Here is a 25026-nt window from a genome sequence, read left to right on the forward strand (position 1 = left end):
GCGGGATTGTGTCGTTCACAGGATTCAAAAGCGCCGCAACACCCCTGTGGGAGCGCAGGGTTCAAGGGTTGTGCAGTCTGTAGCGGTGCTGCTGAGGCGGGATTGTGTCGTTCACAGGATTCAAACGCGCCGCAACACCCCTGTGGGAGCGAATTCATTCGCGAAGAGGTTCAGGCGATGGAGATGTACCGGACGTACCGCCGCCTTTACCGCTTTAACGTCTTCTGCCTTGCGATATAAACCGTCACCCCTACCGCGCACACCACCATCCCGACCCGCGCCCATACCATCGGCACCAGCCAGCACGAAAACCCGATGCTCAGCCACATCAAACCGATTGCGTAGACCTTGCCCTTCAGCGGAATCCCGTCCCCCTCCAGATACCCACGAATCCACGGACCGAGCCGAGGATGATCGACCAGCCAATGATAAAAACGGGGAGAGCTGCGGGCGAAGCAGGCGGCCGCCAAGAGAAGAAAAGGGGTCGTCGGCAGGACGGGAAGAAAAATCCCGATCACGCCGAGCGCCACACTCAGCCAGCCGACACCCTGCAGCAGAATCCGCACGAGCCGGGACCGACTCGTGCGGGAAGGGGAATGACCGGAACCACCTGGCGCCATAGGCGCGGACTCAATGGTGACGCGGCTTGAGGATCGCCGGTTTCTCGTCCGGCGCATGCAACAGCAGATACAGCGCGGTCAGCGCTTCAGGAATCTGCACGATCATGTCGTCCATCAGGTTGGCATCCGCCGCGATGTCGGCGAACTCGGCCTGCTCGTCGAACAGACCCGAACCGACCATGATCGGCAACAGCATCTCGCTGACTTCTTCCTCGTCGTTCTCGAACCACGCCGATTCACGCAGGAAGACACCTTCCATGAAACCGATGCACCAGCCACGCAGTTCGGAGTCGTCCGGGTCATCGCCCAGGTCCAGATCGCAGGGCAGTTCGAATTCTTCATCCGACGCCAGCTGACGGGCGATGTGCGCCTTGAGCAGGATCAGCGTCGATTCGATTTCCTCGTGCTGAGCCTTGTCCGCGTAGTGCGGCGGCTCGGCGAACAGCGCGTCGATCCACTCCCGGTCAGGCACGGTTTCAGCACAGATCGAGAGCGCGGTCAGGTAGCCGTGGGCGGCTACATAGTCCAGCGCTTCGTCATGCAGCTCATCGGCATCGAGGAAGGCTTGCAGGCGGTGTAATTGCTCAGCGAAGGACATGGACGGACTACCTTGGAAATAAACGATGCTGAATTCTAGGCTCTGGGGCTTGTAGATGCCAGCGCCGAGGCCTTCGCGGACTGCGTAAAACTGCTGCGCTCGGCAATACTGCGTTAAAAACAGGCAGGAAATGCTCATTTAGAAAACCCTAGACTCCGCTTTCCTGCCTGTTTTTGCCTTGTCTTGCCTTCGCTCGCGACGTTTTACACAGCCCGCGTGGAATCGGCTTTTTGATAATTTCGACCGCTCGTGTCACCGCTGTCCTATCTCTTGGGGCGCTCCGGTATACTGCCGCGCTTTGCGATTTCAACAGCGATGTTTCACCCGCTGTCGTGGCACCATCCGGGGTATTTATGCTCGACCAGGCTCAACGCGTACTTAAAGACATCTTCGGTTACGACAGCTTCCGTGGTCGCCAGGGTGCCATTATCGAGCGCGTGGCCAGTGGCGGTGATGCATTGGTGTTGATGCCCACCGGTGGCGGCAAGTCCCTGTGTTTTCAGGTGCCTGGCTTGTTGCGCGATGGCCTGGCGGTGGTGGTGTCGCCGCTGATTGCGTTGATGGACGATCAGGTGGCGACCCTCGAAGAGCTCGGGGTCTCGGCGGCGGCGCTGAATTCCACGCTCAGCGCGGAACAGCAGCGGGACCTGGCCAACCGCATCCGGCTGGGCGAAGTCAAAATGCTCTACCTCGCCCCGGAACGCCTGGTGCAGCCGCGCATGCTGGCGTTCCTGCAAAACCTCAAGATCGCCCTGTTCGCCATCGACGAAGCCCACTGCGTGTCGCAATGGGGTCATGATTTCCGCCCGGAATACCTGCAACTGGGGCAACTGGCCGAGCTGTTCCCGGACGTGCCGCGCATCGCGCTGACCGCCACCGCCGACAAGCGTACCCGCGAAGAAATCGTCACCCGCCTGCACCTGCAGAACGCCGAGCGTTTCCTGTCGAGCTTCGACCGTCCCAACATCTTTTACCGCATCGTGCCCAAGGAACAGCCGCGCAAACAGCTGCTGGCGTTCCTGTCCGAGCGGCGCAGCGATGCCGGGATCGTCTATTGCCTGTCGCGCAAGAAAGTCGAGGAAACCGCCGCGTTCCTGAGCGACAACGGCTATCCGGCGTTACCGTACCACGCCGGTCTGCCCATCGAGACCCGCTCCGAGAATCAGCGCCGCTTCCTTAATGAAGAAGGCCTGATCATGGTCGCGACCATCGCGTTCGGCATGGGCATCGACAAGCCCAATGTCCGGTTCGTGGCGCACATGGACCTGCCCAAATCGCTGGAAGCCTACTATCAGGAAACCGGTCGGGCAGGGCGCGACGGTCTGCCCGCCGACGCGTGGATGGCCTACGGTCTGCAAGACGTGGTGATGCTCAAGCAGATGTTGCAGAACTCCGAGGGTGACGAGCGCCACAAGCGCGTGGAGCAACACAAGCTCGATGCCATGTTGTCGCTGTGTGAAGAAACCCGCTGTCGGCGTCAGGCCCTGCTGGCCTATTTCGACGAAGACATGCCCAACCCCTGCGGCCACTGCGACAACTGCGTCGACGACGTGCAGACTTGGGACGCCACCGAACCCGCCCGTCAGGCACTGTCGGCGATCTATCGGACGGGGCAGCGTTACGGCGTCGGCCATCTGGTGGATGTGTTGCTGGGCAAGGACAACGAAAAGGTCCAGAGCTTCGGGCATCAGAAGCTGGCTGTGTTTGGCGTCGGCAAGGGCCGCAGTGAGAACGAATGGCGCACGCTGTTCCGTCAACTGGTGGCCCGTGGTCTCGCGGACACCGACCTTGAAGGCTATGGCGGCCTGCGCCTGAGCGACACCTGCCGCCCGCTGCTGCGCGGCGAAGTCACGTTGGAGTTGCGTCGCGACCTCAAACCCCAGACTACCGCGAAAGCGTCCGGCAGCCCCGCGAGCCAGTTGGTGCGTGGCGAAGAGCGCGAGCAGTGGGAAGCCCTGCGTGCGCTGCGCCGCAAGCTGGCGGAAGAACATGGCGTGCCGCCGTACGTCATCTTCCCGGACTCGACCCTGCTGGAAATGCTCCGCAGCCAGCCCGGCACCATGGCCGAGATGGCGCGGGTCAGCGGCGTGGGTGCGCGCAAGCTGGAGCGTTATGGCGAGGCGTTCCTCGAAGTGCTGGGCGGCGCGGCCCCGGCGCCACGGGTGGTCACCGACCTGCGTCACGAGCTGATCAGCCTCGCCCGCGCGGGCATGACGCCGATGCAGATCGCCGGCCAACTGCAATGCTCGGAAAAAAACGTCTACACGATGCTGGCCGAAGCGATCGGCAAGCAGCAATTGTCGCTGGAACAGGCACTGGACCTGCCAGAAGACCTGCTCACCGAAATCCAGGACGCCTTCCTCGACGGCGAAGGCGAACTACCCCCCGTGGCCGCCATCGCTGAACTGTTCACTGGGCGGGTTCCAGAAGGCGTGTTGTATTGCGTGCGTGCGGCGTTACAGTCGGAATTCGAAGTCTGACGCCGATTTTGCCCCCACCCTGTAGCAGCATCCGGTACGACGCTGAACCCGTGGGAGACGCCGGAGGTTACGACGGCAGCGAAGGCGTCGTGTCAGGGAGCATCATTGAAACTGATTCACCGCTTTCGCTGCCGCCGTCCCTCCGGCGTCTCCCACATGATGTGTGGCGCACCTGACTTATCCAAACACGCCCTGTGCGACGAAACGCCACATTCGGCCTCTTGCCTCGTCCCATGCTCCATGATTAGCTGCCTATTAATTAGGAATCATCTTTAACCATCGAGTTACCTATGCCGTTAACAGAAGAACACCGCTTTGGCATGCAACTGGCCAATCTGTCCCGTGGCTGGCGTGCGGAGCTGGACCGTCGATTGGCCGATCTCGGGTTATCCCAGGCCCGTTGGCTGGTGCTGCTGCATCTGGCGCGTTTCAAGGACGCGGCGCCTACCCAGCGCGAGCTGGCACAGAGTGTGGGTGTGGAAGGGCCGACACTGGCGCGTTTGCTCGACAGCCTGGAAAGCCAGGGCCTGGTCAAGCGTCAGGCCGTCGTCGAAGACCGCCGTGCGAAGAAAATCCTGTTGAGCGACACCGCCCGGCCGTTGATCGAAAAAATCGAGACCATCGCCACTGCACTGCGCCATGAGCTGTTTGAGGGCATCGACGAAGAGGATTTACGGGTCTGCATGCGTGTGCACTCGACAATTCTGGCCAATCTGGAAAAATCCTGACGATATGGCCCTGCGCCAGCGACAAATACATTGAACCTGTCGAAACATCCTGTTCTATTTGCACCCATACTGATTCTGCCCGGACATGGTGTCCGCACAACGAAATTTGCAGGGAAGCCTGCCTCATAAGGGTTCGCATGCTGAAGAGTTTTCAGGCCGGTAGTCGGCGCGGGAGTTACGGATCATTTCGCGTTCAGTCGGGTCTTCGCACGGGGTTGCTGACGCTGGCGATCGCCTCAGCGTCCATGCTGCACAGCGCCACGGCCGCTGCATTGGGCCTGGGCGATATCACGCTGCATTCCGCGCAGGGTCAGCCCTTCAACGCGGACATTGAGCTGATTGAGGCGGGTGGCCTGAGCCCTGAAGAAATCGTGGTCACCCTGGCCTCGACCGAAGCGTTCGCCAAGGCGGGCGTGGAGCGGGTGTTCTTCCTCAATGACCTGCATTTCACCCCGGTGATCCGAGGCAACCGTGCCATCGTCCATGTGGAGTCACGCAAGGCTGTCACCGAGCCCTATCTGGATTTCGTCGTGCGCCTGTCGCGCCCCAACGGCGATCAGTTCCACGAATACACCGTGCTGCTGGACCCTCCGAACTCTCCCGCTGGCCTGGCTGCCACGCGCAGCCGTACCAACTCGCCTGCGACGGCCGCTAAAACGGATGCGTCGCGCCTGCCCGTTGCCCCGCCGAAAGCGGTGCAGGGTAAGCATTACACCGTTGTGTCCGGTGACACCCTGGCCGGTATCGCCCGGCAGATTCAGGCGCCGGGCAGCAAGACGTCCAGTGCCGAGCTGATCGTTGCCCTTCAAGCGCTCAATCCCCAAGCGTTCCCTCAAGGCACCCGCAGCCAGTTGAAAGTCGGCCAGAGCCTGCTGCTGCCCGACAACGCCGCCGAACCCAAGGTAGCTGCGCCAGCGGGTGCAGCGACTGCCGCAGCTCCGGCGGCGAACGCGCCAACCTCCGTTTCGGTGTCCGCGCCAAACGCACCCGCCGTGAAGCAGAGCGCAGGCGAGCAGTTGACCGCCACCGCCATGGAAAACCAGCAACTGGCCAAGACGGTCGAGGACCTGAAAACCCAGGTCACGCAGGTTTCCGAAGACGACGCGGCGAAAAACAAACAGATCATTGAATTGCAGACCCAACTGGCCGAAATGAAGGCACTGGCGGCCCGACCCGTGCCACCGCCTGCGCCCGTTGCCACTACTCCGGTGCAGAAAACCGAACCGGCGGCGACACCCGCTCCAGCCCCGGCGCCCGCTCCCGCGCCGGTGGTCGAGGACGATGAACTGCCGTGGACGACGATTCTGGCTGGCCTGTTGCTGCTGGTGCTGTTGTTGGCGCTGGGGTGGTCGGTGCGCCGCAATCGGCTCAAGAATCGGCTGGTCGAGTCAGGGGCTCAGCCGGGAGCAGGGCCTGAGCCTGTCGAACCGATCATCAAACCTGCACAGGGAACGGTCACCCCGGTGTTTGAAGTGCCTGCGGTCACGCCACGTCCAGCGGCCACAACGGCTACCACCACGGCTGCGTCGGGCGGCCAGCGGCTGGCCGGTGCGGCGACGGATGCCCTCGACGGCGCCAGCATTTACATCGCCTATGGCCGTTTTGCCGAGGCTCAGGCCATTCTCCGCGAAGCCCTTGATCGGCAGCCGCAACGCACCGACGTGCGCCTGCGCATCCTGGAGTTGCTTGGCGAGCAAGGTGACCTGGCCGGGTTCGACGAAGAAGAAAAGATCTTGTTGAACCAGGGCATCGAGCCTCAGAAGTTGCAGGAAATTCGCGCCCGTTATCCGAAACTCAAACCGGCCCTGGCGCCTGTCTCGGTCGAGAAAACCTCATCGGTCGTACCGGCCGTGGCGGGGGCGGCGGTGGTCGCAGCGGCTGCCGCTGCCGCAGTCAATCTTGAAAAAGCGCCCGCGCAGTTGGACGAAAATGCGGCTGCAGCGCTCAACCCCGAACCGGTCGACGACTTCCAGCTCAACCTGGACGACTTGTCCATGGACGCCGATTGGGACCTGGTCGATCCCTTCGACAGCGCCCCGGCCCCGCGCAAGCCTGCGCCGGATGCCGAGCCCGAGTTGGACCCCTTGTTCGCCTCGGACCTCAAACAACTGCCGGAGGTCTTCGAAATGCCGGAGGAGCAGTTCCTCAGCGACTTTGCCGAAGAGGATGGGTCGCCAGACATGGAGCTGCACTTCGAGACCGAATCCGAGCCCGAATCGGTGGCGCAGAGCAACAGCGATTTGATGGACGACGCCTTTCTCGACAGTTTCATGACCGACGACACCGAGTTCGATCTGATGGACATCGAGGAAGAAGCGCCGCTGAGCAAGATCAACGAAGCTCAGGTGTTGATCGACGAGGGCAGCATCGACGAAGCGCGGCGCCTGCTCGAAGAGGTCATCGCCGAGTCCGATGACGGTCCGCAACAGACAGCCCGCGATTTGTTGGCGGGGCTGGGCTGATTCATGGGCGACAAGGCTGAAATCACCATCACCTACTGCACGCAATGCCAATGGCTGTTGCGTGCGGCGTGGCTGGCGCAGGAGCTGCTCAGCACCTACGGCGACGATCTGGGCAAGGTCTCGCTGGTGCCGGGAACGGGCGGAGTGTTTCGCATCACTTGCGATGATGTGCAGATTTGGGAGCGCAAGACTGACGGCGGTTTTCCCGAAGCCAAGGTACTGAAGCAGCGTGTTCGCGACCGGATCGACCCGGATCGCGACCTTGGACACAATGACCGCAGTGCCACGCCACCCCCGGATTGATCCATGATTGTTCGACCGCATCCCAATCTGCGGAGCGTTCTTCTGACGCTCAAAGGTTCGATCGCCCGGCGCATTGCCTCCCGAGCGGCGCTGGTGACGTTTCTGGCGGCCGGCATCGTGCTGATCGAGAGCCTGCACCCGGACTATTTTGCGAAAGTCAGCGCCACGCCGTTCACCTTGCTCGGCCTGTCGCTGTCGATCTTCATGAGCTTTCGCAACAACGCCTGTTACGACCGCTGGTACGAAGCGCGCAAGGCCTGGGGGGACGTGATCACCGAAACCCGCTCCATCATTCGGGAAACCCAAGTGCTCAAGGACGAAGCGCTACGGGGCAGCATCCTGCGAGACCTGTGCGGCTTTGCCCACGCCCTCTGTGCGACGTTGCGCCGTCAGGATGTCGAGAAGGTCACGCAGCACTGGCTGAGCCACCCGCCGTCGGTGGACAGCGCTAATTATTGCGACCGCATCCTGCGCGAGATCGGCCGGCAATGCTCGCACGCCAGTGAAAACGGTGAGATCAACGAGTGGCGCTACACCTTGCTGGCCAATCACCTGAGCGTGCTCAGTCGCGTCATCGCCACCTGCGACCGCATCAAGACCACGCCGCTGCCGTTTCCGTACACCTTGCTGCTGCACCGTACGATTTACCTGTTCTGCATTCTGCTGCCCTTCGCCATGGCCGAGCCGCTGGGCTGGATGACCCCGCTGTTCATGGCCATCGTCAGCTACACCTTCTTCGGTCTGGACGCCATCGGCAACGAACTGGAAGACCCGTTCGGCTACGACGAAAACGACCTGCCGCTGGACGCGCTGGTGCGGGTCGTCGAGCGCGATGTCCTCGATGCTTTGGGCGTGACGCCCCTGCCGCCGATGCTGGCGCCGGTGGATTTCGTGTTGACGTGACACGTCGGCCGCGCCCTGACCGTGGTCGGATGGGGTCTCTGTGGGAGCGAATTCATTCGCGAGAGGCCGTTACATCCGATGGAGATGCGTCGTTTGGAAAACCGATTCGCGAATGAATTCGCTCCTACAGGTGTCTTGCGGCGTGCCCGGAGGGCGGCACCGCAGTCGCTGTCATCAAATTTCAATCTGCCCGTCATGTTCATTTCACCCACTCGGTCCACCCTTGTGAAAACCCGAGTGGAGGCTATCCATGAGCATTGCCGAGAGCGTGAAACCCAGCCGTAAGCAGCGTGTCCGGACCTTGTGGATCTCCGACGTACATCTGGGGACCCGGGATTGTCAGGCCGAGCACCTGTCCGCGTTCCTCAAACAGTATCAGGCCGACAGGATTTATCTGGTCGGCGATATCATCGACGGCTGGAAACTGCGCGGCGGCATGTACTGGCCCCAGGCGCACACCAACGTCATCCGTCGTCTGCTGACCATGAGCAAGCGCGGCACCGAGGTGATCTACGTCACCGGCAACCACGACGAATTCCTGCGCCGCTATTCGAAGCTGATCCTCGGCAATATCCAGTTGGTGGACGAGGCCGAACACGTCACTGCCGATGGCCGTCGTCTGCTGGTGATCCACGGCGACCAGTTCGACGTCATCACTCGCTATCACCGCTGGCTGGCATTTCTCGGCGACTCGGCCTACGAGTTCACCCTGACCCTCAACCGCTGGCTCAACCACTGGCGAGCCAAGTACGGCAAAGGCTATTGGTCGTTGTCGGCGTACCTGAAGCACAAGGTCAAGACGGCGGTGAACTTCATCAGCGACTTCGAAGAAGCCATCGCCCACGAGTGCGTAAAGCGCGGGTTGGACGGGGTGGTCTGCGGACACATTCACCACGCGGAAATCCGTCAGGTGGGCGGGGTGGAATACCTCAACTGCGGCGACTGGGTTGAATCCTGCACGGCGCTGATCGAGCACTGGGACGGCACCATCGAGCTGTTCCGTCTGGCCGATGCGCACGTCAAGGCCAAAAGCCTGGAAGCCCAACCGGCGGCCGAAACCGTTTAAAAGGCGCTCGGTGCTTAAAACGGCACCTTGCCGATCAGCATGTCTTTGTACATCACGAAATCGCCCAGCAAGCTGTAGAACGGATGCTTGAACGTGGCCGGGCGATTCTTCTCGAAAAAGAAATGACCGACCCAGGCAAAGGTGTAACCCGCCAACGGCAGCACCCACAGCAGCAGCCAACTGGCGCTCAGCAGGGCGGTCGCCAGAATCAGCAGCACCAGCGTCGTGCCGATGAAGTGCAGACGGCGGCACGTGCTGTCCCGGTGCTCTTGCAGGTAATACGGGTAAAAGTCGGCGAACCCCTCAAACGTCTTGACGTTATCCACTGCGGTCTTCTCTTGTCGATTTAATGCCCTCAGTCTAGACCAGCACTCCGGACAGTCAGTGACAATGGGTGCCAACGTAGTATCCTTCCGCTATCAGTCGCAGGGGGCGGCTGGTCTGGAAGTAGAAGTGCAGCCATGGAAAAAACGACTTCTTCAAGCTGGGCGATGGGGATCGTCAAGTCGCTCGAAATGGACGGTCTGGACTGTCGCGCTTTGTTCACTGAACTGGGGTTGGTGTACGCCGATCTCGAAAACCCGGACGCGCGTTTCCCACAGGATTCCATGACCCGGCTCTGGACACGGGCCGTCGAGCTGTCTGGCAATCCTGCGGTGGGCCTGAACATGGCCCGAGTGGTGCGGCCTGCGTCCTTCAGCGTCGCCGGTTATGCCTTGATGTCGAGTCGCACCCTGAAAGAGGGTTTCGAGCGGCTGGTGAAGTATCAGCGAATCATTGCCGACAGCGCCGACCTGAGTTTCAAACTCCTGCCGGAAGGCTACGCGCTGATTTTGACGGTGCATGGCGACCTGCTGCCGCCGACGCGCCAAAGTGCCGAGGCCTCACTGGCCTTTGCCCTCGCGTTTTGCGGCTGGTTGACCGGACGTCCGCTGCACCCCCGCCAAGTGCTGATCCAGGGCGACCAGCCGAAAAACGTCGAGCCCTACAAGAAATTCTTCCACGCGCCCCTGACCTTCAACGCGCCGTACGATGCGCTGGTGTTCGAGCGGGCAGACATGGAAGCGCCACTGCCCACCGCCGACGAGGCCATGGCCAAGCTGCACGACCGGTTTGCCGGGGAGTTCCTGGCCCGCTTCGCCAGCAACCGCGTGACCCATCAAGCGCGGCAAGTGCTGTGCCGGCTGCTGCCGCAAGGCGAGCCGAAACGCGAGGCCGTGGCGCAAAGCCTGCATCTATCCCAGCGCACGTTGCAACGGCGTTTGCAGGAAGAGGGCACCAGTTTTCAGACCCTGCTGGATGACACCCGTCGAGAGTTGTCCGAGCAGTATCTGGCTCAACCGCAGATGACCCTGCTGGAGATCGCGTATCTGCTGGGGTTTGCCGATCCGAGCAACTTCTTCCGGGCGTTCCGGCGTTGGTTCGATGAAACGCCGGGGGAATATCGGATCAGGAAGTCCATCGCCTGAGCGTGCTCACTCTGTAGGAGCGAATTCATTCGCGAGAGGCCGGTACATCCGATGGAAACGCACCGTCTGGAAAACCGATTCTCGAATGAATTCGCGCCTACTGGGGAAGGGGCGGCACCTCGGTCAATGCCGCCAAAACGCCGGAACGCACAGCACCAGCACGGTGATGATTTCCAGCCGCCCCAGCAGCATTCCCAACGACAAGATCCACTTCGCCGCGTCCGGCAGGGTCGCGAAGTTGCCCGCCGGGCCGATGGTTTCGCCCAGCCCCGGACCCACGCCCGACACGGTACTCGCCGCGCCCGTCAACGCGGTCATCCAGTCCAGCCCCAGCAGCGACAGGAGCAATGCGATCAGGCAGATGGTGAACGTAAAGAAAAACGAGAATGTCAGAATCGACCGCACGATTTCTTCGTCCAGACGATGGCCGTTGTACTTCTGCTTGATGACCGCCCGAGGATGAATCAGTTGATTGAGGTTGGCCTTGAGCAGGATGTAGGCGACCTGAAACCGGAACACCTTCACGCCACCCGCTGTCGAGCCCGAGCAGCCGCCGATGAAGCCGATGTAGAAGAAAAACATCAGCGAAAAATTGCCCCACAGGCTGTAGTCGCCCAGCGCGAAGCCCGTGGTGGTGATCACCGACGTGACGTTCAACGCCACATGGCGCAGGGCGTCGTACCACGGCAGGTCGGTGGTGGCCCAATACCAGAGGGTCATCACCAGCCAGGTCACCAGCAGCAGACCGATGAAACCTCGTACTTGCTCATCCTTGATCAACGCCTTGCGGTGCCCGCGCAACGTCGCGACGTACAGGGTGAAGGGCAGGCTGCCGAGGATCATCATCACGATCGCCACCCAGTGCACGGAGGGTTGTGGCCATTTGGCGAGGGACAGGTCGGAGGTGGAAAAGCCGCCTGTGGAAATCGCCGACATCGCGTGGTTGATCGCGTCGAACAGGCTCATGCCCGCCCACCAGAACGCGAGGCTGCCGATCACGGTGAAGCCGACGTACACCAGCACGATGAACTTGGCGACCATGTGCGAGCGCGGCATGACCTTTTCGGAACGGTCCGACGACTCGGTCTGAAACAGCCGCATGCCACCGATGCGCAGCAAGGGCAGAATCGCCACGGCCATCCCGATGAAGCCGATGCCCCCGAGCCAGTGCAGCAGCGAGCGCCAGATCAGAATGCCTGGCGACATGGTGTCCAGCCCGCTGAGCACCGTAGAGCCGGTGGCCGTGATGCCGGACATGCTCTCAAAAAACGAATCGGTGTAGCTGATGTGCTGGGTCAACAGAAACGGCAGCGCCGCAAAAATGCAGACAACCACCCAACTGCTGACGGTGAGCAGGTACATGTCCCGTGGACGCAGGTGCACGTGTTCGGGCCGCCCCTGACCCACCAGCGCCAACCCGGCGATAAAGGTGATCATGCTCGACCAGAGAAACGAGGGCATGTCGCGGGTTCGGTCGAAGATCACCAGCGTCACCATAGGCACGACCATGGCAATGGCCAGGGTGATGAGGAAGATGCCGATAATGAAGCCGATGATGCGGAGGGTCGGCAACGCCATGCAGTCGCTCTGATCTGTGAAGGGGAGGCGGCACATTCTACCCGGCAGTCGAATCGTGTAAACCGAGGGCTTTTCCGAGTGTCGTGTAAGTAATTGCTACTGTCATTCGTTATTGAAGTTCAAGAACGTGTTTGCGGCACTACAATGCCCCATCAATTTTCAGGAGACGACTCAATGGAAGCGCTCGACGTATTGCTCAATCGCGTGTCTGTTCCCCGGCTGGTCGAGCCAGCCCCGGACGCCGCGCAGCGCGACATTCTCTTCGGCGCGGCCTTGCGTGCACCTGACCATGGCGGCTTGCGGCCCTATCGTTTTCTGACCGTGGAAGGTGACGCACGCAACCGCATGGGCGAGCTGCTGGCTCAGTCGCTGCTTGAAAGCGATGGCGAGGCGGATGAAAAGGCGCTGGAGAAAGCGCGTCTCGGCCCATTGCGTGCGCCACTGGTGGTCGTGGTGATCGCCAAGCTGACCGATCACTACAAGGTGCCCAAGAAAGAGCAGGTGATCACCGCAGGCTGCGCGGCCCACGGCGTGCTGCTGGCAGCGTATGCGTTGGGTGTGGGCGCGGTCTGGCGCACGGGCGAGCTCTCGTATTCGGCGCACGTGGCCAAAGGGCTGGGCCTGGCCGCGGATGAAGAGGTAGTGGCGTTTCTGTACCTCGGAACCCCGCTGAATCCGCCCCGCGAAGCGCAGAAGCCGGATGTGGCGGAGTTTGTCACGTCGTGGCAGGGCTAATGTTGAGGTCGTAGCAGACGGGATGCGTTTCTGTGGGAGCGAATTCATTCGCGAGAGGCCTGGGCATCCGATACATCTTCGTCGGCTGTACCACCGTATCGCGAATAAATTCGCTCCCACAGGTTGTCCCCGTCAGGCCTCACATTCCCCTGTAGCCGCACGGCTTGTCGGCGGTGGCGTCCTTGAAATCGCGACCGCCGGCAAGACGTGCTACAGCGACAGAGGTTAGGCTGCCAGCTCTTTTGGCACCACGATACTCGCCACAAACCCGCCCTGCGGGTGATTCTCGAACACCAGAACCCCGCCATGCTTTTCCGCAGCGCGTTTGGCGATAGCCAGGCCCAGGCCGTAACCCGGCGCGGTCTGGTTCGGCGCCCGGTAGAAGGGCTCGCCCAACTGCGACAGGTGCTCGGCGCTCACTCCCGGCCCGTGATCGCGCACGCTGATACGCAATCCTTCCTCGGAGGTCCGCGCGCTCAACTCGATGGGCTGTCCGGCCGGGTTGAAGCGCAGGGCGTTGCGCAACAGGTTATCCAGCGCCCGTTCCAGCACGTTGGGCCAGCCTTGCAACTGCGCCCCCGGTTGCGATTCCACCGTCACCACTTGCTCGGTGCCGCCCAGCTCGGTTTCGGCTTTCAGGTGATGCAACAGCCCCGGCAGATCGATCGGCGCGGCGTTACCCATGTCAGCGTCCAGTCGTGCCAGCGCCAGAATCTCGCTGATCAATTCTTCCAGCCGATCGCATTCGCGGGTTAGCCGTGGCCACAGCTTTTCCCGTTCATCCGGTCCGGCGCGCTCGGCGAGGGCCAGAGCGATGCGAAGGCGTGCGAGCGGGGAGCGGAGTTCGTGGGAAACGTCGCGCAGCAACTGACGCTGGCTGCTGATCAGGCTTTGCAGGCGTGCGCCCATGCGGTTGAAATCGTGGGCCAGCACGCCGAATTCATCGCGACGGTTGGCCAGTTGCGCGAGGCTGTTCTGCTGGTACGTCGTCTGTCCCAAGTCATGCACGGCACCGCGTAAACGGCTCAAGGGGCGGGTGATCGACAGCGTGACGAACAGGCTGAACAGGGTCAGCACCACCAGCGCGATACCCAGCGCACTGAGCGGCCAGATCAGACTGCCTCGATGCCACGCGTCCAGTTCGGGATGCGGGATACGGTAGATCAGCAGGTAGGTTTCGCTGGTTTTCGGGCTGGTGTATTCAGCGGTCAGGCGGCGCCATGGCAATTGCCTGGGATCGTCCTTCTGACGGGCTTCGAAGGCCGCCGCGCGGGGAGGGAAGGTGCCGGGGATCACCGCTTCACCACTGTCGTTCAGCACCTGAACGTCGATGTGGTACTTGCGCTTGAGGTTTTGCAGAAAGTCCTGCGCCGGGCCTTCGCCCTGGTCTTCGTACAGCGTCGTCCATTTCTCCGGCAGGTTGTGCAGGCCGGGGTGGCGGCTGAGAATCCAGGCGTCCTGATTGAGCATGTGCCCCAGCAGGATCGACAGACCCGCCACCAACGCGATCGCGAGCCAGAAGCTCGCCAGGATTCGCCAGAATAATGAACGCACGTGTAGCCCTCGGTCCGATCCCGCAATGAAAACAGCCCGACACGCCGGGGAGAGCGTGTCGGGTTGGGGAGTGTAAAGCAGCGCCGCTGTGCGGGTTACTGCGTCTTCTGCGCCTTTTGCGCTTTCCAGGCTTCGAACTCGGCGCGATCAGCGCGACGTTGTTCGCGATCTTTCTGCATTTGGTCAAACGTCTTTTGCTGGTCCGGGGTCAGCAGGGCGCGAACGTCGGCTTGGGTTTTTGCCTGTTTGGCCGCGATCTCATCCTTCATCGCTTTCTGGTCGGCGGGCGACAGCTTGGCCAGGTACTTGTGGGTGATGTCGGAACGGCTGTGCCATTGATCGCCCATCAGTTTGCCGACTTGCTGACGCTGTTCCGGGGTCAGGTTCAGTTTGTCGAACGGGCCTTTGTGGTGGTGCATGCCAGGACCGTCAAAGCCTGGACCGCCAGGGCCACCCATGTGACCGCCGTCGGTAGGCGCAGCAGCCATCGCAACGGCAGGCAGGGCAGCGGCGAACATCAAAGCCATCAGAGTCTTACGCATGGTGTATCTCCTTGTCTCGAATCCGGCTCTGTGCCGGTTGTGGCCAGTTTAGGGAGATCAAGGTCAAGCGAGGTCAGGCGTGGGTAAAGCCTGAGTAAAGACGGCGCCCCGGCGTATTTACTCAGATGCAAGAGAAGGGGGGCGCCGCGAGTTGCGAGCTGCAAGCCTCAAGCTGTCCGCGCACGGCGCTTGCTTGCAGCTTGCAGCTTGCAGCTTAAAACTCGCAGCTCCCCCGCTAAGGGGCGTAGTAATAGCCGCGGCTGCGCAACGCCACGATTCGCGGTCTGCCGTCGGCATGGGGTCCGATCTTTTTGCGCAGGTTGCTGACGTGCATGTCCAGGCTGCGGTCGTAGAGGGTCAACTTGCGGCCCAAAGCCAGTTGCGCCAATTCCTGCTTTTCCAGAGGCTCGCCGGGTTGGCCCAGCAAGGCTTCAAGCAGGCGCGCTTCGGACACGGTCAGGGTGAACTCCTGATCGTCGATCGTCACCACGCCCCGGGCCGGGCTGAAGCACAGGTCGCCCAGCTCGATCTGGCTGGACACCGCCGTCGGGTGACTGCGGCGCAACACGGCGCGCAGGCGGGCGGTGAGCTCACGGGGATCGCAGGGCTTGGCCAGGTAATCGTCGGCACCGAGTTCCAGACCGAGGATGCGGTCCAGCGGCTCGCCGCGGGCCGAGAGCATCAGCACAGGAAGGTCGGGGTGATCGGTGCGCAATTGCTTGAGCAACTCCAGACCGCTGCCATCGGGCAGCATCACGTCCAGCACCACGGCGGCAGGGGAGGATTCGGTGAGCGCCTTGCGGGCGCTCTGGCCATCGTGGCAAGCGTGCACCACGAAGCCTTCCTGGCTCAACCAACTGCTCAGGAGCTCGCACAGCTCCTGGTCATCATCAATAAGTAACAGCTCGCTCATGACTCACTCAATTTAGCCATTGCCGACGCTGTCTACGCCAGCCGCTGGCAAAGATACCGCACAGCAGGGCGATCATTGCAACGCCGCCCCCTGTGACGAACCATTGTTGTTGCTCGGTCAGTACGCGCGCAGGCATGACCGACTGCGCTTCTTTGAGCTGCAGTTTAAGCCTTTGGTTCTCCTGTCGCAGACGTCCGACCAGAATACTTTCACGTTCAGTGTCGGCATTCTGCAATTGGCGGGTCAACGCTTCCCGTTGTTTTTCGCTGTCGGCCAGCCGCTGACGCAGGTCGGTCAGCTGACTCGCTGTGCTGGGCAAAGGCAATGCATGGGTGACGGTATCGCTCGTATCGTCGGCGCGAATTTCGACGCTGATCGCTGAAACGGTCAGCGCGACCGCCAGTACACACCATTGACGTGGACGCATCTGAACTCCTGATTGTTCGGGCGGCATCTGATGACTGCGCCGGTTTTATTGGGCGTTTGGCAGGCTATCGGCATCGGGATGCGAATAATGAGCAATAGGAGTGGAGGTTTGGCCGTTGCACCCCGCTGTGACTGAGCGCATACGGACGACCCCCCTGTGGGAGCGAATTCATTCGCGAAGCGATTTCGGACAGCAAAGAGGCATCGACTGAACGGACCCATTCGCGAATGAATTCGCTCCCATAGGGACGCGGCGTCGTTCGTTGAGGAGTGGCTCGGCTCAGGTCTACGAAAAATGTAGGGGAATCCGACCTCGGAGCGAGGCCGGTCGTAAAGCGAGGTTAAGGCAGGACTTGCTTGAACGGCTTGACCACGACGTGGTCGTAAACACCCGCCTTGATGTACGGGTCGGCATCGGCCCAGGCCTGTGCGGCGCTGAGGGAGGCGAATTCGGCGACGATCAGGCTGCCGGTGAAACCCGCAGCGCCGGGATCGTTGCTGTCGACCGCAGGCAGCGGCCCTGCCAGCACGATGCGGCCTTCGTTTTTAAGCGCGGTCAGGCGCTCCAGATGCGCAGGGCGCGCTTCAATGCGTTTTTCCAGCGAGTTGGCGACGTCCGTTGCAACGATGGCGTAGAGCATGTCAGTCCTCTGTCTTTTTTGTGGAAGGCTGGGTCGATGGGTCGGCATCGTGAAGATGACGGGCCAGGTAGATGCCCTGGCCGATCAGGAACAGCAGGGTCATGCCCAGGCTGCCGAAGACTTTGAAGTCGACCCAGAAATCCTGGTACGTGAACGCGACGTACAAATTCGCAGCGCCGCAGAACAGAAAGAACACGATCCACGCGATGTTCAGTTTGGTCCAGACTGACTGAGGCAAGGTCAGCGCGTGGCCCATGATCCGCTGGATCAGCAGGCGGTCGCCGATGAAGTGGCTGCCCGCGAAGACCAGCGCGAAGATCCAGTTGACCACCGGGGCCTTCCATTTAAGGAAGGTTTCGCTGTGGAAGGCGAGGGTCAGGCTGCCGAACACCAGGCACCCGGCGAGGGTCAACCATTGGCTCTTCTCAAGCTTGCCTTGCTGGATATAGAGGATGCCGTAGACGACGATGGAGCTGGCGATCAGCACGGCGGTGGCGCTGAAAATCCCGCCGACCATGATGCTGTGGCCCAGGATATCGACGGCTTGGGGACTGATTTTGTAGACGATGAAAAACAGGATAAGCGGGATGAAATCGATGAATTGTTTCACAGTAAGAGCCAGAAGCTGGATGTGGCGGCATAATAACAAACATCAATGACTGCGAAAGCGCCCCTATGAATGTCGACCTGCACTGCCACAGTACCGCTTCCGACGGCGCCCTAGCGCCTGCGGCACTTGTCGCCCGTGCCCATGAGAACGGCGTCCGGGTGCTCGCGCTGACCGATCACGACACCATCGAAGGCCTCGAAGAAGCCCGCACGGCGGCGCGTGCACTCGATATGCAGTTGATCAACGGCATCGAGCTGTCCTGCACTTGGGGCGGTGCCACCATCCATATTCTCGGGTACGGCTTTAATGTCGATGCCCGGCCTTTGCTTGACGCTATTGAGCAATTGCACACTGGCCGCTGGTTGCGCGCTGAAGAAATCAGTCGCAAATTGGCGATGAAAGGTATGCCCGGCGCGCTGGAAGGTGCCCGTGCGGTGCAGCAAGCACTGGGTGACAGCGGCAATGCACCGGCCCGTCCACATTTCGCTGACTTTCTGGTCAATGAAGGTTTCGTGAAGGATCGCGCCGAAGCGTTCCGCAAATGGCTGGGCGCTGGCAAGCTGGGCGACGTCAAACAGCATTGGCCCACCCTCGAAGACACGGTCGCGACCTTGCGCGCGGCCGGCGCGTGGGTCAGTCTGGCGCACCCATGGCATTACGACTTTACCCGCAGCAAGCGTCGCAAACTGGTCGCCGACTTCATTCAGGCGGGCGGTCATGCGATAGAAGTGGTCAACGGCCTGCAACCCGCCGAACAAGTGGGCAGCCTGGCCATTCTGGCCCGTGAATTCGGTCTGCTGGTCAGTGCTGGCAGTGATTTTCATGCGCCTGGCGCCTGGTCCGAGATAGGCGTCTACCGCCCGTTGCCGGAGGATCTGCCGCCACTATGGGGACGATTCAAACATGACCAGCCTACTGCCGTCTGAACAGGAAGATACCGTGAGTCAATTTTTCCAGGTCCACCCGGAAAACCCGCAGGCGCGTCTGATCAAACAGGCCGTGGAAATCATTCGGGCCGGCGGGCTGGTGGTGTATCCGACCGATTCGTCCTACGCGCTGGGTTGCCAGATGGGCGACAAAGGCGCGCTGGATCGCATTCGACGCCTGCGCAATCTGGACGACAAGCACAATTTCACCCTGATGTGCTGCGACCTGTCGCAACTGGGGCTGTTCGCCAAGGTGGACACCGCTGCGTTCCGGCTGCTGAAAGCCCACACCCCCGGCCCGTACACGTTCATCCTCGGCGCGACCCGCGAAGTACCGCGCCTGTTGCTGCACCCCAAGCGCCGCACCATCGGCCTGCGCGTGCCGCAGCACCCCATTGCGCAGGCGTTGTTGCAGGAGCTCAACGAGCCATTGATGAGCGTCAGCCTGATCATGCCGGGTGAAGACCTGCCGATGAGCGATCCCTACGAGATGCGCCAGGTCCTCGAACACCATGTCGATCTGATCATCGACGGCGGCGAGGGCGGCATTTCGGCGTCCACGGTCATCAACCTGTCAGAAGATGAGCCCCAGGTCGTGCGCGTGGGCTGTGGCGATCCGACGCCGTTCGAGGTCGAAGTCGAGTGACCGACGCCCAGACGCTGGACCCGCAGGCCGACGCCCAGCAGGAGCTGCCGTTTGCGATGGTCTATGGGCAAGCGGTCACGCAGATGCCGCTCGACCTCTACATTCCCCCTGATGCGCTGGAAGTCTTTCTCGAAGCCTTCGAAGGCCCGCTGGACCTGCTGCTCTACCTGATCCGTAAACAGAACATCAACATCCTCGACATTCCCGTGGCCGAAATCACTCGGCAGTACATGGGTTACGTCGAGCTGATGAAAACCGTGCGCCTGGAGCTGGCGGCCGAGTACCTGGTCATGGCCGCGATGCTGGCCGAAATCAAATCGCGCATGCTGCTGCCGCGCTCGGAAACCGCCGAAGAGGAAGAGGACGACCCTCGCGCCGAGCTGATCCGACGCTTGCAGGAGTACGAACGTTTCAAGGCCGCCGCCGAAGGCATCGACACGCTGAGCCGGGTCGGTCGCGACGTGGTGGTGCCCAAGCTCGACGCCCCTGAAGCCCGCGCCCGCAAGCTGTTGCCGGACGTGGCGCTGGAAGAATTGCTGGTGTCCATGGCCGAAGTGCTGCGCCGGGGCGACATGTTCGAAAGTCATCAGGTCAGCCGCGAAGCCCTGTCCACTCGGGAGCGCATGAGCGATGTGCTGGAACGTCTGAAAGGCGCGGGATTCGTGCCGTTTGCCGAGTTGTTCACGGCAGAGGAGGGGCGTCTCGGCGTGGTCGTGACCTTCATGGCCGTGCTGGAGCTGGTCAAGGAGCAACTGGTCGAGCTGGTGCAGAACGAACCGTTCGCTGTCATTCATGTGCGGGCGCGAGCCGAATAAAGAGCAAGAGCTGATCGATGAACCTGAACGAACCCCGCGATCTTGCGCCATTGCTTGAGGCGTTTCTGCTGGCCTCCGGTAAGCCGCAATCCCTGGAGCGGCTGTACGAACTGTTCGAAGAGGGCGAGCGTCCGGAGCCTGCGGTGTTCAAGAAGGCGCTGACGCTGCTGAACAAATCCTGCGACAACCGGGCCTTCGAATTGAAGGAAGTCGCCTCGGGCTATCGCCTGCAGATTCGCGAAAAATTCGCGCCGTGGGTGGGCCGTTTATGGGAAGAGCGCCCGCAGCGTTATTCCCGCGCCTTGCTCGAAACCCTGGCGTTGATCGCCTACCGCCAGCCGATCACCCGGGGCGAAATCGAGGACGTGCGGGGCGTGGCGGTCAACAGCAACATCGTCAAAACCCTGCTGGAACGGGAGTGGATCAGGATCGTCGGGTATCGCGACGTGCCGGGTAAACCGGCGATGTTCGCCACGACCAAAGCGTTTCTCGATCACTTCAACCTGAAGAATCTCGACGAACTGCCGCCTCTGGCCGACCTGCGGGAAATGGAAGCCGAGCCGATCCTCGACTTCGACGACGCCCCGGTCCCGGCGCACTTACAGGCGTTGGCCGACGCCAGCCTGGAACCGGACCCTGACGCGGAACCGGAAGCACCGAGAGACGAAACCAGTTTCCGCAGCCTGTTGGCCGAACTGGACATCATGGAAACCGGCCTGAAAATCGACTTCGACGATTTACGGGTCGATGAGCCGGATAAAGGGTCTGAATGGGAAGATGAGCCGCAGGATCGGGATGATGAAGATCCTCGCTGAAGCGCTTGAGATCGATACCCCTGCGATGTCGTCTTTGAAACGCGATCCTGTGGGAGCGAATTCATTCGCGAAGATCGTTCGGTCGATGGATAGATGTCGGCTGTACTGCCCTTTCGCGAATGAATTCGCTCCCACAGGTTCTTCCCGCGGCGCCTATCAGAGATTCCGACTACGCCATGAGCACCAAAGACCCCTGCATCAGCCTCTGTAAATTCGACGACGACATCTGCATCGGCTGCGGGCGCAGCAAGCGCGAGATCAAGTCGTGGAAGAAGATGGACAAGGACGAGAAACGCTCGGTCCTTGCCGAATCGGCCTCGCGCCTGAAAACGCTCAAATCCTCCGGTCGGCGGAAAAAGAAATGAGCCGACGGATTTCATCTACTCTCTGATGCGCAACGCGCGCCATGAGCGTATAATTCTCGACCTTTTGGCGATCCCTACTCGCCAAAGTGTTTCCAGTTTCCGCCCCGCGCTTCTGTTCAGGAGCAGGGCAACAGGCCGTGCCCACTCGCGCACGCCCTGATTCGACACACCGGGAGGTGCCCAGATGAGTGAACAAGACAAGCAGGACAAAGAGATCGGCCCAGCAGGCGAAAAGCTGCAAAAGGTGCTGGCGCGCATTGGCGTGGGCTCGCGCCGTGACGTCGAATCCTGGATCGGCGAAGGCCGCATCAAGGTCAACGGCGTACAGGCCAGCCTCGGTCAGCGCGTCGATCTGCACGACGCCATCACCGTCGACGGCCGCGTGATCAAACGCGAAGAAGCTGCCGAAACGGTCCGCCGCGTCATCATGTACAACAAGCCCGACGGCGAAATCTGCACCCGTGACGACCCGGAAGGCCGTCCGACCGTGTTCGACCGCCTGCCGCGCCCGAAAGAAGGCCGCTGGATCAACATCGGTCGTCTCGACATCAACACCACCGGTCTGCTGATGTTCACCACCGACGGTGAGCTGGCCAACCGCCTGATGCACCCGTCCTTCGAAATGGACCGCGAGTACGCCGTGCGCGTCCGTGGCGAAGTCGACGACGACATGCTGCTGCGTCTGAAGAACGGCGTGATCCTCGAAGACGGCCCGGCCCGTTTCACCGACATCCAGCAAGCGCCGGGCGGTGAAGGCTTCAACCACTGGTATCACTGCGTGGTGATGGAAGGCCGTAACCGTGAAGTGCGTCGCCTGTGGGAATCCCAGGGCCTGGTGGTCAGCCGCCTGAAGCGCGTGCGCTTTGGTCCGGTGTTCCTGAACTCCGACTTGCCGATGGGCCGCTGGCGCGAAATGAGTCAGCAGGAAGTCGACATCCTCAGCGCCGAAGTTGGCCTGAAACCCGTCGCCATGCCGCAAATGACCGCGAAGACCAAGGACAAGCTGGAGCGTTTGCAGCGCCAGTCTTCACGTCCATTGGGTAAAGGCGAGCGCGTGCGTCAGTTGCGTCCGGCCAAGGATGCTGCACCGGTTGAGCGTGCACCTCGCGAGCCACGTGTGGCTGACGGCGAACGTCCAGCGCGCAAGCCTGCCGAAAGCGGTCGTCCGGCCCGCACGCCGCGTCCGGCCGCAGGCGGTCGTGGTGACAGCCGTGGCGACAGCAGCCGTGGCACGCCAGTCGCGGAACGTCCGAGCGAGATGAACAAGCGCCCGGCGAAACCGAAGACCTCGCGTCCCGGCATCAAGCTGGTCGACGACGACAAGACCCCATCGGGCAAGCGTCGCGGCGCCCCGGCCGGTGCAGGTCAGCGTCCAGGCTTCGGTCGCCGCAAGCCTGAGTGATCGTGGCTTGAAGTCAAAAAACGCCAGTCCCTGTGACTGGCGTTTTTTTTTGCGGCCCGTTTCTCGTTCCCTGCTCAACCGTGCTCTCCCGGCGCGCGCTATCCCCTGTGGGAGCGAATTCATTCGCGAAAGATCGTTCGGTCAATAGACATGCATCGGCTGTACTGCCGTTTCGCGAATGAATTCGCTCCCACAGGGAATAGGCAGTTCAACTCCATACCTGATCGGACGCACAGCTTTTTGACGGCCACCTGCGCGGTTGAGGGTGTACAATGCCGCGCGTTTTTTCTGTGATTCATCGGCGTATGGACGCCAGCCAATTCGGGGTTTACCCACTCCGTTTCATTCCGCCGCGTCATGAGCGCGTCGGGTTCGATTCCGTCACAGACAAGAACAACAAGGTGACTATTCAATGAGTGAAAACATGTCCCATTCGGGAGATTTGAAGCGTGGTCTCAAAAACCGCCATATCCAGCTGATTGCCTTGGGCGGTGCCATCGGCACAGGCCTGTTCCTGGGATCGGCCGGGGTGCTCAAGTCGGCGGGTCCGTCGATGATTCTCGGCTATGCCCTGTGCGGCTTCATCGCCTTCATGATCATGCGTCAACTGGGCGAAATGATCGTCGAAGAGCCGGTCGCCGGTTCGTTCAGCCATTTCGCACACACTTACTGGGGCGGTTTCGCGGGCTTTCTGTCCGGCTGGAACTGCTGGGTGCTGTACATCCTCGTCGGTATGTCCGAGCTGACAGCCGTCGGCAAATACGTGCAGTACTGGTGGCCGGAAATTCCGTCCTGGGCCTCGGCGGCCGTGTTCTTCGTAATGATCAACGTCATCAACCTGGCCAACGTCAAAGTGTTCGGTGAGGCCGAATTCTGGTTCGCGATCATCAAAGTCGTGGCCATTCTGGGCATGATTGCCCTGGGCAGCTACATGCTGGTGAGCGGCAGCGGCGGGCCTCATGCATCGGTGAGCAACCTCTGGGAACACGGCGGCTTTTTCCCCAACGGCGTCAGCGGTCTGGTGATGGCGCTGGCGTTCATCATGTTTTCGTTTGGCGGCCTGGAGATGCTCGGTTTCACTGCCGCTGAAGCCGATCAGCCGAAGGTCATCATCCCTAAAGCGATCAATCAGGTGATCTATCGCATCCTGATTTTCTACATCGGTTCGCTGGTCGTGCTGTTGTCGCTGACCCCATGGGACGCCTTGCTGACAGACCTCAACGCTTCGGGCGATGCCTACAGCGGCAGCCCGTTCGTGCACGTGTTCTCGATGCTGGGCAGCAACACGGCGGCGCACATTCTCAACTTCGTGGTGCTGACCGCCGCACTGTCGGTATACAACAGCGGCACCTACTGCAACGCACGGATGCTGTTCGGCATGGCCGAGCAGGGCGATGCGCCACGTTCACTGGCCAAAGTCGATGGCCGGGGCGTCCCGGTGCGGGCGATTCTGGTGTCGGCGGCGGTGACCGTGATCGCCGTACTGCTCAACTACCTGATCCCGCAGAATGCGCTGGAGCTGCTGATGTCGCTGGTGGTCGCGACGCTGGTGATCAACTGGGCGATGATCAGCTATTCCCACCTCAAGTTCCGTCAACACATGGCGGACAAAGGCCTGCAACCGCTGTTCAAGGCGCTGTGGTACCCGTACGGTAACTATGTGTGCCTGGCGTTCGTGGTGCTGATCCTTGGGATCATGCTGATGATTCCGGGCATTCAGGTCTCGGTGTATGCGATTCCGGTGTGGCTGGTGGCGATGTGGGTGTTCTACCTCATCAAGAACAAACGCCACGCCGAAGCCGAATCGATGGCTCAAAGGACGTCAATCATTAAGTAGCTGACGGCGGTGCACTGATTTCAGTACGCCGCTGAACCCTGTGGGAGCGAATTCATTCGCGAGACTAGGCACAGACGATATAGATGCATCGGCTGTACGATCTTCTCGCGAATGAATTCGCTCCTACAGTCGCAACATGAATCTCTAGCCAGGCATCCTATGCTGATCATCTCGAACAACGTTCACCTGCCCGACAGCGAGGTCGAATTGACGGCCATTCGCGCACAGGGCGCGGGCGGGCAGAACGTCAACAAGGTGTCCAGCGCGGTGCACCTGCGGTTCGACATCAACGCATCGTCATTGCCGCCGTTCTACAAAGAGCGGCTGCTGGCGCTGCGTGACAGCCGGATCACCGCCGACGGCGTCGTCATCATCAAGGCCCAGCAATACCGGACGCAGGAACAGAACCGAGCCGATGCGTTGGAGCGACTGAGCGAGTTGATCGTCAGCGCAGGAAAGGTCGAGAAGAAGCGGCGCCCGACCAAGCCGACACTGGGGTCGAAGACCCGTCGTCTGGAATCCAAATCCAAACGCGGGTCGATCAAGGCGGGGCGAGGGAAGGTGGATTTTTAGCCGTTTGCTCGTGATCTGA

The 25026-nt window shown here is 61.2% G+C and carries 26 protein-coding genes; 16 read left to right on the top strand and 10 right to left on the bottom strand.

Going from position 1 to position 25026, the window contains the following annotated elements; genetic code table 11:
* Nucleotides 1-206: 206 nt before the first annotated feature.
* On the bottom strand, nt 207-620 hold the full coding sequence (locus tag ACIQAL_RS02460; protein WP_401141994.1) for a YbaN family protein: 414 nt from the start codon (nt 618-620) through the stop codon (nt 207-209).
* 10 nt (nt 621-630) lie between these two features.
* Nucleotides 631-1218, bottom strand: a complete 588-nt coding sequence (locus tag ACIQAL_RS02465; protein ID WP_166593339.1) for a YecA family protein — start codon at nt 1216-1218, stop codon at nt 631-633.
* A gap of 353 nt (nt 1219-1571) precedes the next feature.
* Between ACIQAL_RS02465 and recQ the strand changes: the two genes are divergently transcribed.
* From recQ to ACIQAL_RS02495, 6 genes are all read left to right on the top strand, one after another.
* Nucleotides 1572-3698, top strand: coding sequence for a DNA helicase RecQ (gene recQ / locus ACIQAL_RS02470; RefSeq protein ID WP_341959454.1), 2127 nt, complete (start codon nt 1572-1574; stop codon nt 3696-3698).
* Nucleotides 3699-3988: 290 nt separating this feature from the next.
* The gene (locus ACIQAL_RS02475) at nt 3989-4426 is read left to right on the top strand and encodes a MarR family transcriptional regulator (RefSeq protein WP_166593337.1); all 438 of its coding nucleotides are present in this window, start codon (nt 3989-3991) and stop codon (nt 4424-4426) included.
* Between the two features lie 137 nt (nt 4427-4563).
* Nucleotides 4564-6888: a FimV/HubP family polar landmark protein gene (locus ACIQAL_RS02480; RefSeq protein ID WP_401141999.1), complete on the top strand. Its 2325-nt coding sequence runs from the start codon at nt 4564-4566 to the stop codon at nt 6886-6888.
* Nucleotides 6889-6891: 3 nt separating this feature from the next.
* Nucleotides 6892-7191, top strand: coding sequence for a SelT/SelW/SelH family protein (locus ACIQAL_RS02485; RefSeq protein ID WP_401142002.1), 300 nt, complete (start codon nt 6892-6894; stop codon nt 7189-7191).
* 3 nt (nt 7192-7194) lie between these two features.
* Entirely contained in the window at nt 7195-8094 is a 900-nt protein-coding gene (locus ACIQAL_RS02490; RefSeq protein WP_401142004.1) for a bestrophin family protein, read from the top strand.
* 250 nt (nt 8095-8344) lie between these two features.
* Nucleotides 8345-9160, top strand: a complete 816-nt coding sequence (locus ACIQAL_RS02495; RefSeq protein ID WP_401142007.1) for a UDP-2,3-diacylglucosamine diphosphatase — start codon at nt 8345-8347, stop codon at nt 9158-9160.
* A 14-nt stretch (nt 9161-9174) separates the two neighbouring features.
* Here ACIQAL_RS02495 and ACIQAL_RS02500 read toward each other — a convergent pair whose 3' ends face one another.
* Nucleotides 9175-9486 (bottom strand): Mpo1-like protein, encoded by a 312-nt coding sequence (locus tag ACIQAL_RS02500; RefSeq protein ID WP_401142010.1) that lies wholly within the window; start codon nt 9484-9486, stop codon nt 9175-9177.
* A gap of 135 nt (nt 9487-9621) precedes the next feature.
* Between ACIQAL_RS02500 and ACIQAL_RS02505 the strand changes: the two genes are divergently transcribed.
* Complete coding sequence (locus ACIQAL_RS02505) at nt 9622-10629, top strand: AraC family transcriptional regulator (protein WP_401142013.1); 1008 nt, start codon at nt 9622-9624, stop codon at nt 10627-10629.
* A gap of 123 nt (nt 10630-10752) precedes the next feature.
* On the opposite strand, the gene ACIQAL_RS02510 is transcribed toward ACIQAL_RS02505, so the two are convergent.
* A complete protein-coding gene (locus ACIQAL_RS02510) occupies nt 10753-12207 on the bottom strand; it encodes a TrkH family potassium uptake protein (protein WP_401142015.1) in 1455 nt (484 codons plus the stop codon).
* Nucleotides 12208-12381: 174 nt separating this feature from the next.
* On the opposite strand from ACIQAL_RS02510, the gene ACIQAL_RS02515 reads away from it, so the two are divergent.
* On the top strand, nt 12382-12942 hold the full coding sequence (locus ACIQAL_RS02515) for a nitroreductase family protein (RefSeq protein WP_401142018.1): 561 nt from the start codon (nt 12382-12384) through the stop codon (nt 12940-12942).
* Between the two features lie 225 nt (nt 12943-13167).
* Here ACIQAL_RS02515 and ACIQAL_RS02520 read toward each other — a convergent pair whose 3' ends face one another.
* The 6 genes from ACIQAL_RS02520 to ACIQAL_RS02545 form a co-directional block, all read right to left on the bottom strand.
* A complete protein-coding gene (locus tag ACIQAL_RS02520; protein WP_401142020.1) occupies nt 13168-14496 on the bottom strand; it encodes an ATP-binding protein in 1329 nt (442 codons plus the stop codon).
* A gap of 95 nt (nt 14497-14591) precedes the next feature.
* Nucleotides 14592-15038 carry an LTXXQ domain protein gene (locus ACIQAL_RS02525; protein ID WP_166593327.1) on the bottom strand — a complete coding sequence of 149 codons (447 nt, stop codon included), beginning with the start codon at nt 15036-15038 and terminating at the stop codon, nt 14592-14594.
* A gap of 235 nt (nt 15039-15273) precedes the next feature.
* Nucleotides 15274-15951, bottom strand: a complete 678-nt coding sequence (locus ACIQAL_RS02530) for a response regulator transcription factor (RefSeq protein ID WP_401142023.1) — start codon at nt 15949-15951, stop codon at nt 15274-15276.
* Nucleotides 15952-15958: 7 nt separating this feature from the next.
* Complete coding sequence (locus ACIQAL_RS02535; RefSeq protein ID WP_401142025.1) at nt 15959-16378, bottom strand: translation initiation factor 2; 420 nt, start codon at nt 16376-16378, stop codon at nt 15959-15961.
* Nucleotides 16379-16718: 340 nt separating this feature from the next.
* Complete coding sequence (locus ACIQAL_RS02540) at nt 16719-17018, bottom strand: YciI family protein (RefSeq protein ID WP_341959443.1); 300 nt, start codon at nt 17016-17018, stop codon at nt 16719-16721.
* 1 nt (nt 17019) lies between these two features.
* Complete coding sequence (locus tag ACIQAL_RS02545; RefSeq protein WP_166593323.1) at nt 17020-17628, bottom strand: septation protein A; 609 nt, start codon at nt 17626-17628, stop codon at nt 17020-17022.
* 65 nt (nt 17629-17693) lie between these two features.
* Between ACIQAL_RS02545 and ACIQAL_RS02550 the strand changes: the two genes are divergently transcribed.
* The 8 genes from ACIQAL_RS02550 to arfB all read left to right on the top strand — a co-directional run bounded on the left by ACIQAL_RS02550 (nt 17694) and on the right by arfB (nt 25007).
* On the top strand, nt 17694-18554 hold the full coding sequence (locus ACIQAL_RS02550) for a PHP domain-containing protein (RefSeq protein WP_341959441.1): 861 nt from the start codon (nt 17694-17696) through the stop codon (nt 18552-18554).
* Nucleotides 18555-18567: 13 nt separating this feature from the next.
* Entirely contained in the window at nt 18568-19200 is a 633-nt protein-coding gene (locus ACIQAL_RS02555) for an L-threonylcarbamoyladenylate synthase (RefSeq protein ID WP_401142030.1), read from the top strand.
* Nucleotides 19201-19316: 116 nt separating this feature from the next.
* On the top strand, nt 19317-20015 hold the full coding sequence (locus ACIQAL_RS02560; protein ID WP_401142395.1) for a segregation and condensation protein A: 699 nt from the start codon (nt 19317-19319) through the stop codon (nt 20013-20015).
* Between the two features lie 17 nt (nt 20016-20032).
* Nucleotides 20033-20830 carry an SMC-Scp complex subunit ScpB gene (scpB, locus tag ACIQAL_RS02565; protein WP_401142033.1) on the top strand — a complete coding sequence of 266 codons (798 nt, stop codon included), beginning with the start codon at nt 20033-20035 and terminating at the stop codon, nt 20828-20830.
* A 176-nt stretch (nt 20831-21006) separates the two neighbouring features.
* Nucleotides 21007-21195, top strand: coding sequence for a DUF1289 domain-containing protein (locus ACIQAL_RS02570; protein ID WP_401142035.1), 189 nt, complete (start codon nt 21007-21009; stop codon nt 21193-21195).
* Nucleotides 21196-21379: 184 nt separating this feature from the next.
* The gene (rluB, locus tag ACIQAL_RS02575) at nt 21380-22597 is read left to right on the top strand and encodes a 23S rRNA pseudouridine(2605) synthase RluB (protein ID WP_341959438.1); all 1218 of its coding nucleotides are present in this window, start codon (nt 21380-21382) and stop codon (nt 22595-22597) included.
* Between the two features lie 412 nt (nt 22598-23009).
* Nucleotides 23010-24434, top strand: a complete 1425-nt coding sequence (locus ACIQAL_RS02580; RefSeq protein WP_401142038.1) for an amino acid permease — start codon at nt 23010-23012, stop codon at nt 24432-24434.
* Between the two features lie 159 nt (nt 24435-24593).
* The gene (gene arfB, locus ACIQAL_RS02585; RefSeq protein WP_341959436.1) at nt 24594-25007 is read left to right on the top strand and encodes an alternative ribosome rescue aminoacyl-tRNA hydrolase ArfB; all 414 of its coding nucleotides are present in this window, start codon (nt 24594-24596) and stop codon (nt 25005-25007) included.
* Nucleotides 25008-25026: the final 19 nt, after the last annotated feature.

This window comes from Pseudomonas sp. NPDC088368, from assembly GCF_044753445.1.
Lineage (GTDB): Bacteria > Pseudomonadota > Gammaproteobacteria > Pseudomonadales > Pseudomonadaceae > Aquipseudomonas > Aquipseudomonas bambusae.

What these genes read in the sequence shown, in the direction of transcription:
- ACIQAL_RS02460 (WP_401141994.1), bottom strand. Translation starts at nt 620, where the DNA reads ATGGCGCCAGGTGGTTCCGGTCATTCCCCTTCCCGCACGAGTCGGTCC.
- ACIQAL_RS02465 (WP_166593339.1), bottom strand. Translation starts at nt 1,218, where the DNA reads ATGTCCTTCGCTGAGCAATTACACCGCCTGCAAGCCTTCCTCGATGCC.
- recQ (WP_341959454.1), top strand. Translation starts at nt 1,572, where the DNA reads ATGCTCGACCAGGCTCAACGCGTACTTAAAGACATCTTCGGTTACGAC.
- ACIQAL_RS02475 (WP_166593337.1), top strand. Translation starts at nt 3,989, where the DNA reads ATGCCGTTAACAGAAGAACACCGCTTTGGCATGCAACTGGCCAATCTG.
- ACIQAL_RS02480 (WP_401141999.1), top strand. Translation starts at nt 4,564, where the DNA reads ATGCTGAAGAGTTTTCAGGCCGGTAGTCGGCGCGGGAGTTACGGATCA.
- ACIQAL_RS02485 (WP_401142002.1), top strand. Translation starts at nt 6,892, where the DNA reads ATGGGCGACAAGGCTGAAATCACCATCACCTACTGCACGCAATGCCAA.
- ACIQAL_RS02490 (WP_401142004.1), top strand. Translation starts at nt 7,195, where the DNA reads ATGATTGTTCGACCGCATCCCAATCTGCGGAGCGTTCTTCTGACGCTC.
- ACIQAL_RS02495 (WP_401142007.1), top strand. Translation starts at nt 8,345, where the DNA reads ATGAGCATTGCCGAGAGCGTGAAACCCAGCCGTAAGCAGCGTGTCCGG.
- ACIQAL_RS02505 (WP_401142013.1), top strand. Translation starts at nt 9,622, where the DNA reads ATGGAAAAAACGACTTCTTCAAGCTGGGCGATGGGGATCGTCAAGTCG.
- ACIQAL_RS02510 (WP_401142015.1), bottom strand. Translation starts at nt 12,207, where the DNA reads ATGGCGTTGCCGACCCTCCGCATCATCGGCTTCATTATCGGCATCTTC.
- ACIQAL_RS02515 (WP_401142018.1), top strand. Translation starts at nt 12,382, where the DNA reads ATGGAAGCGCTCGACGTATTGCTCAATCGCGTGTCTGTTCCCCGGCTG.
- ACIQAL_RS02525 (WP_166593327.1), bottom strand. Translation starts at nt 15,038, where the DNA reads ATGCGTAAGACTCTGATGGCTTTGATGTTCGCCGCTGCCCTGCCTGCC.
- ACIQAL_RS02530 (WP_401142023.1), bottom strand. Translation starts at nt 15,951, where the DNA reads ATGAGCGAGCTGTTACTTATTGATGATGACCAGGAGCTGTGCGAGCTC.
- ACIQAL_RS02535 (WP_401142025.1), bottom strand. Translation starts at nt 16,378, where the DNA reads ATGCGTCCACGTCAATGGTGTGTACTGGCGGTCGCGCTGACCGTTTCA.
- ACIQAL_RS02540 (WP_341959443.1), bottom strand. Translation starts at nt 17,018, where the DNA reads ATGCTCTACGCCATCGTTGCAACGGACGTCGCCAACTCGCTGGAAAAA.
- ACIQAL_RS02550 (WP_341959441.1), top strand. Translation starts at nt 17,694, where the DNA reads ATGAATGTCGACCTGCACTGCCACAGTACCGCTTCCGACGGCGCCCTA.
- scpB (WP_401142033.1), top strand. Translation starts at nt 20,033, where the DNA reads ATGAACCTGAACGAACCCCGCGATCTTGCGCCATTGCTTGAGGCGTTT.
- ACIQAL_RS02570 (WP_401142035.1), top strand. Translation starts at nt 21,007, where the DNA reads ATGAGCACCAAAGACCCCTGCATCAGCCTCTGTAAATTCGACGACGAC.
- rluB (WP_341959438.1), top strand. Translation starts at nt 21,380, where the DNA reads ATGAGTGAACAAGACAAGCAGGACAAAGAGATCGGCCCAGCAGGCGAA.
- ACIQAL_RS02580 (WP_401142038.1), top strand. Translation starts at nt 23,010, where the DNA reads ATGAGTGAAAACATGTCCCATTCGGGAGATTTGAAGCGTGGTCTCAAA.
- arfB (WP_341959436.1), top strand. Translation starts at nt 24,594, where the DNA reads ATGCTGATCATCTCGAACAACGTTCACCTGCCCGACAGCGAGGTCGAA.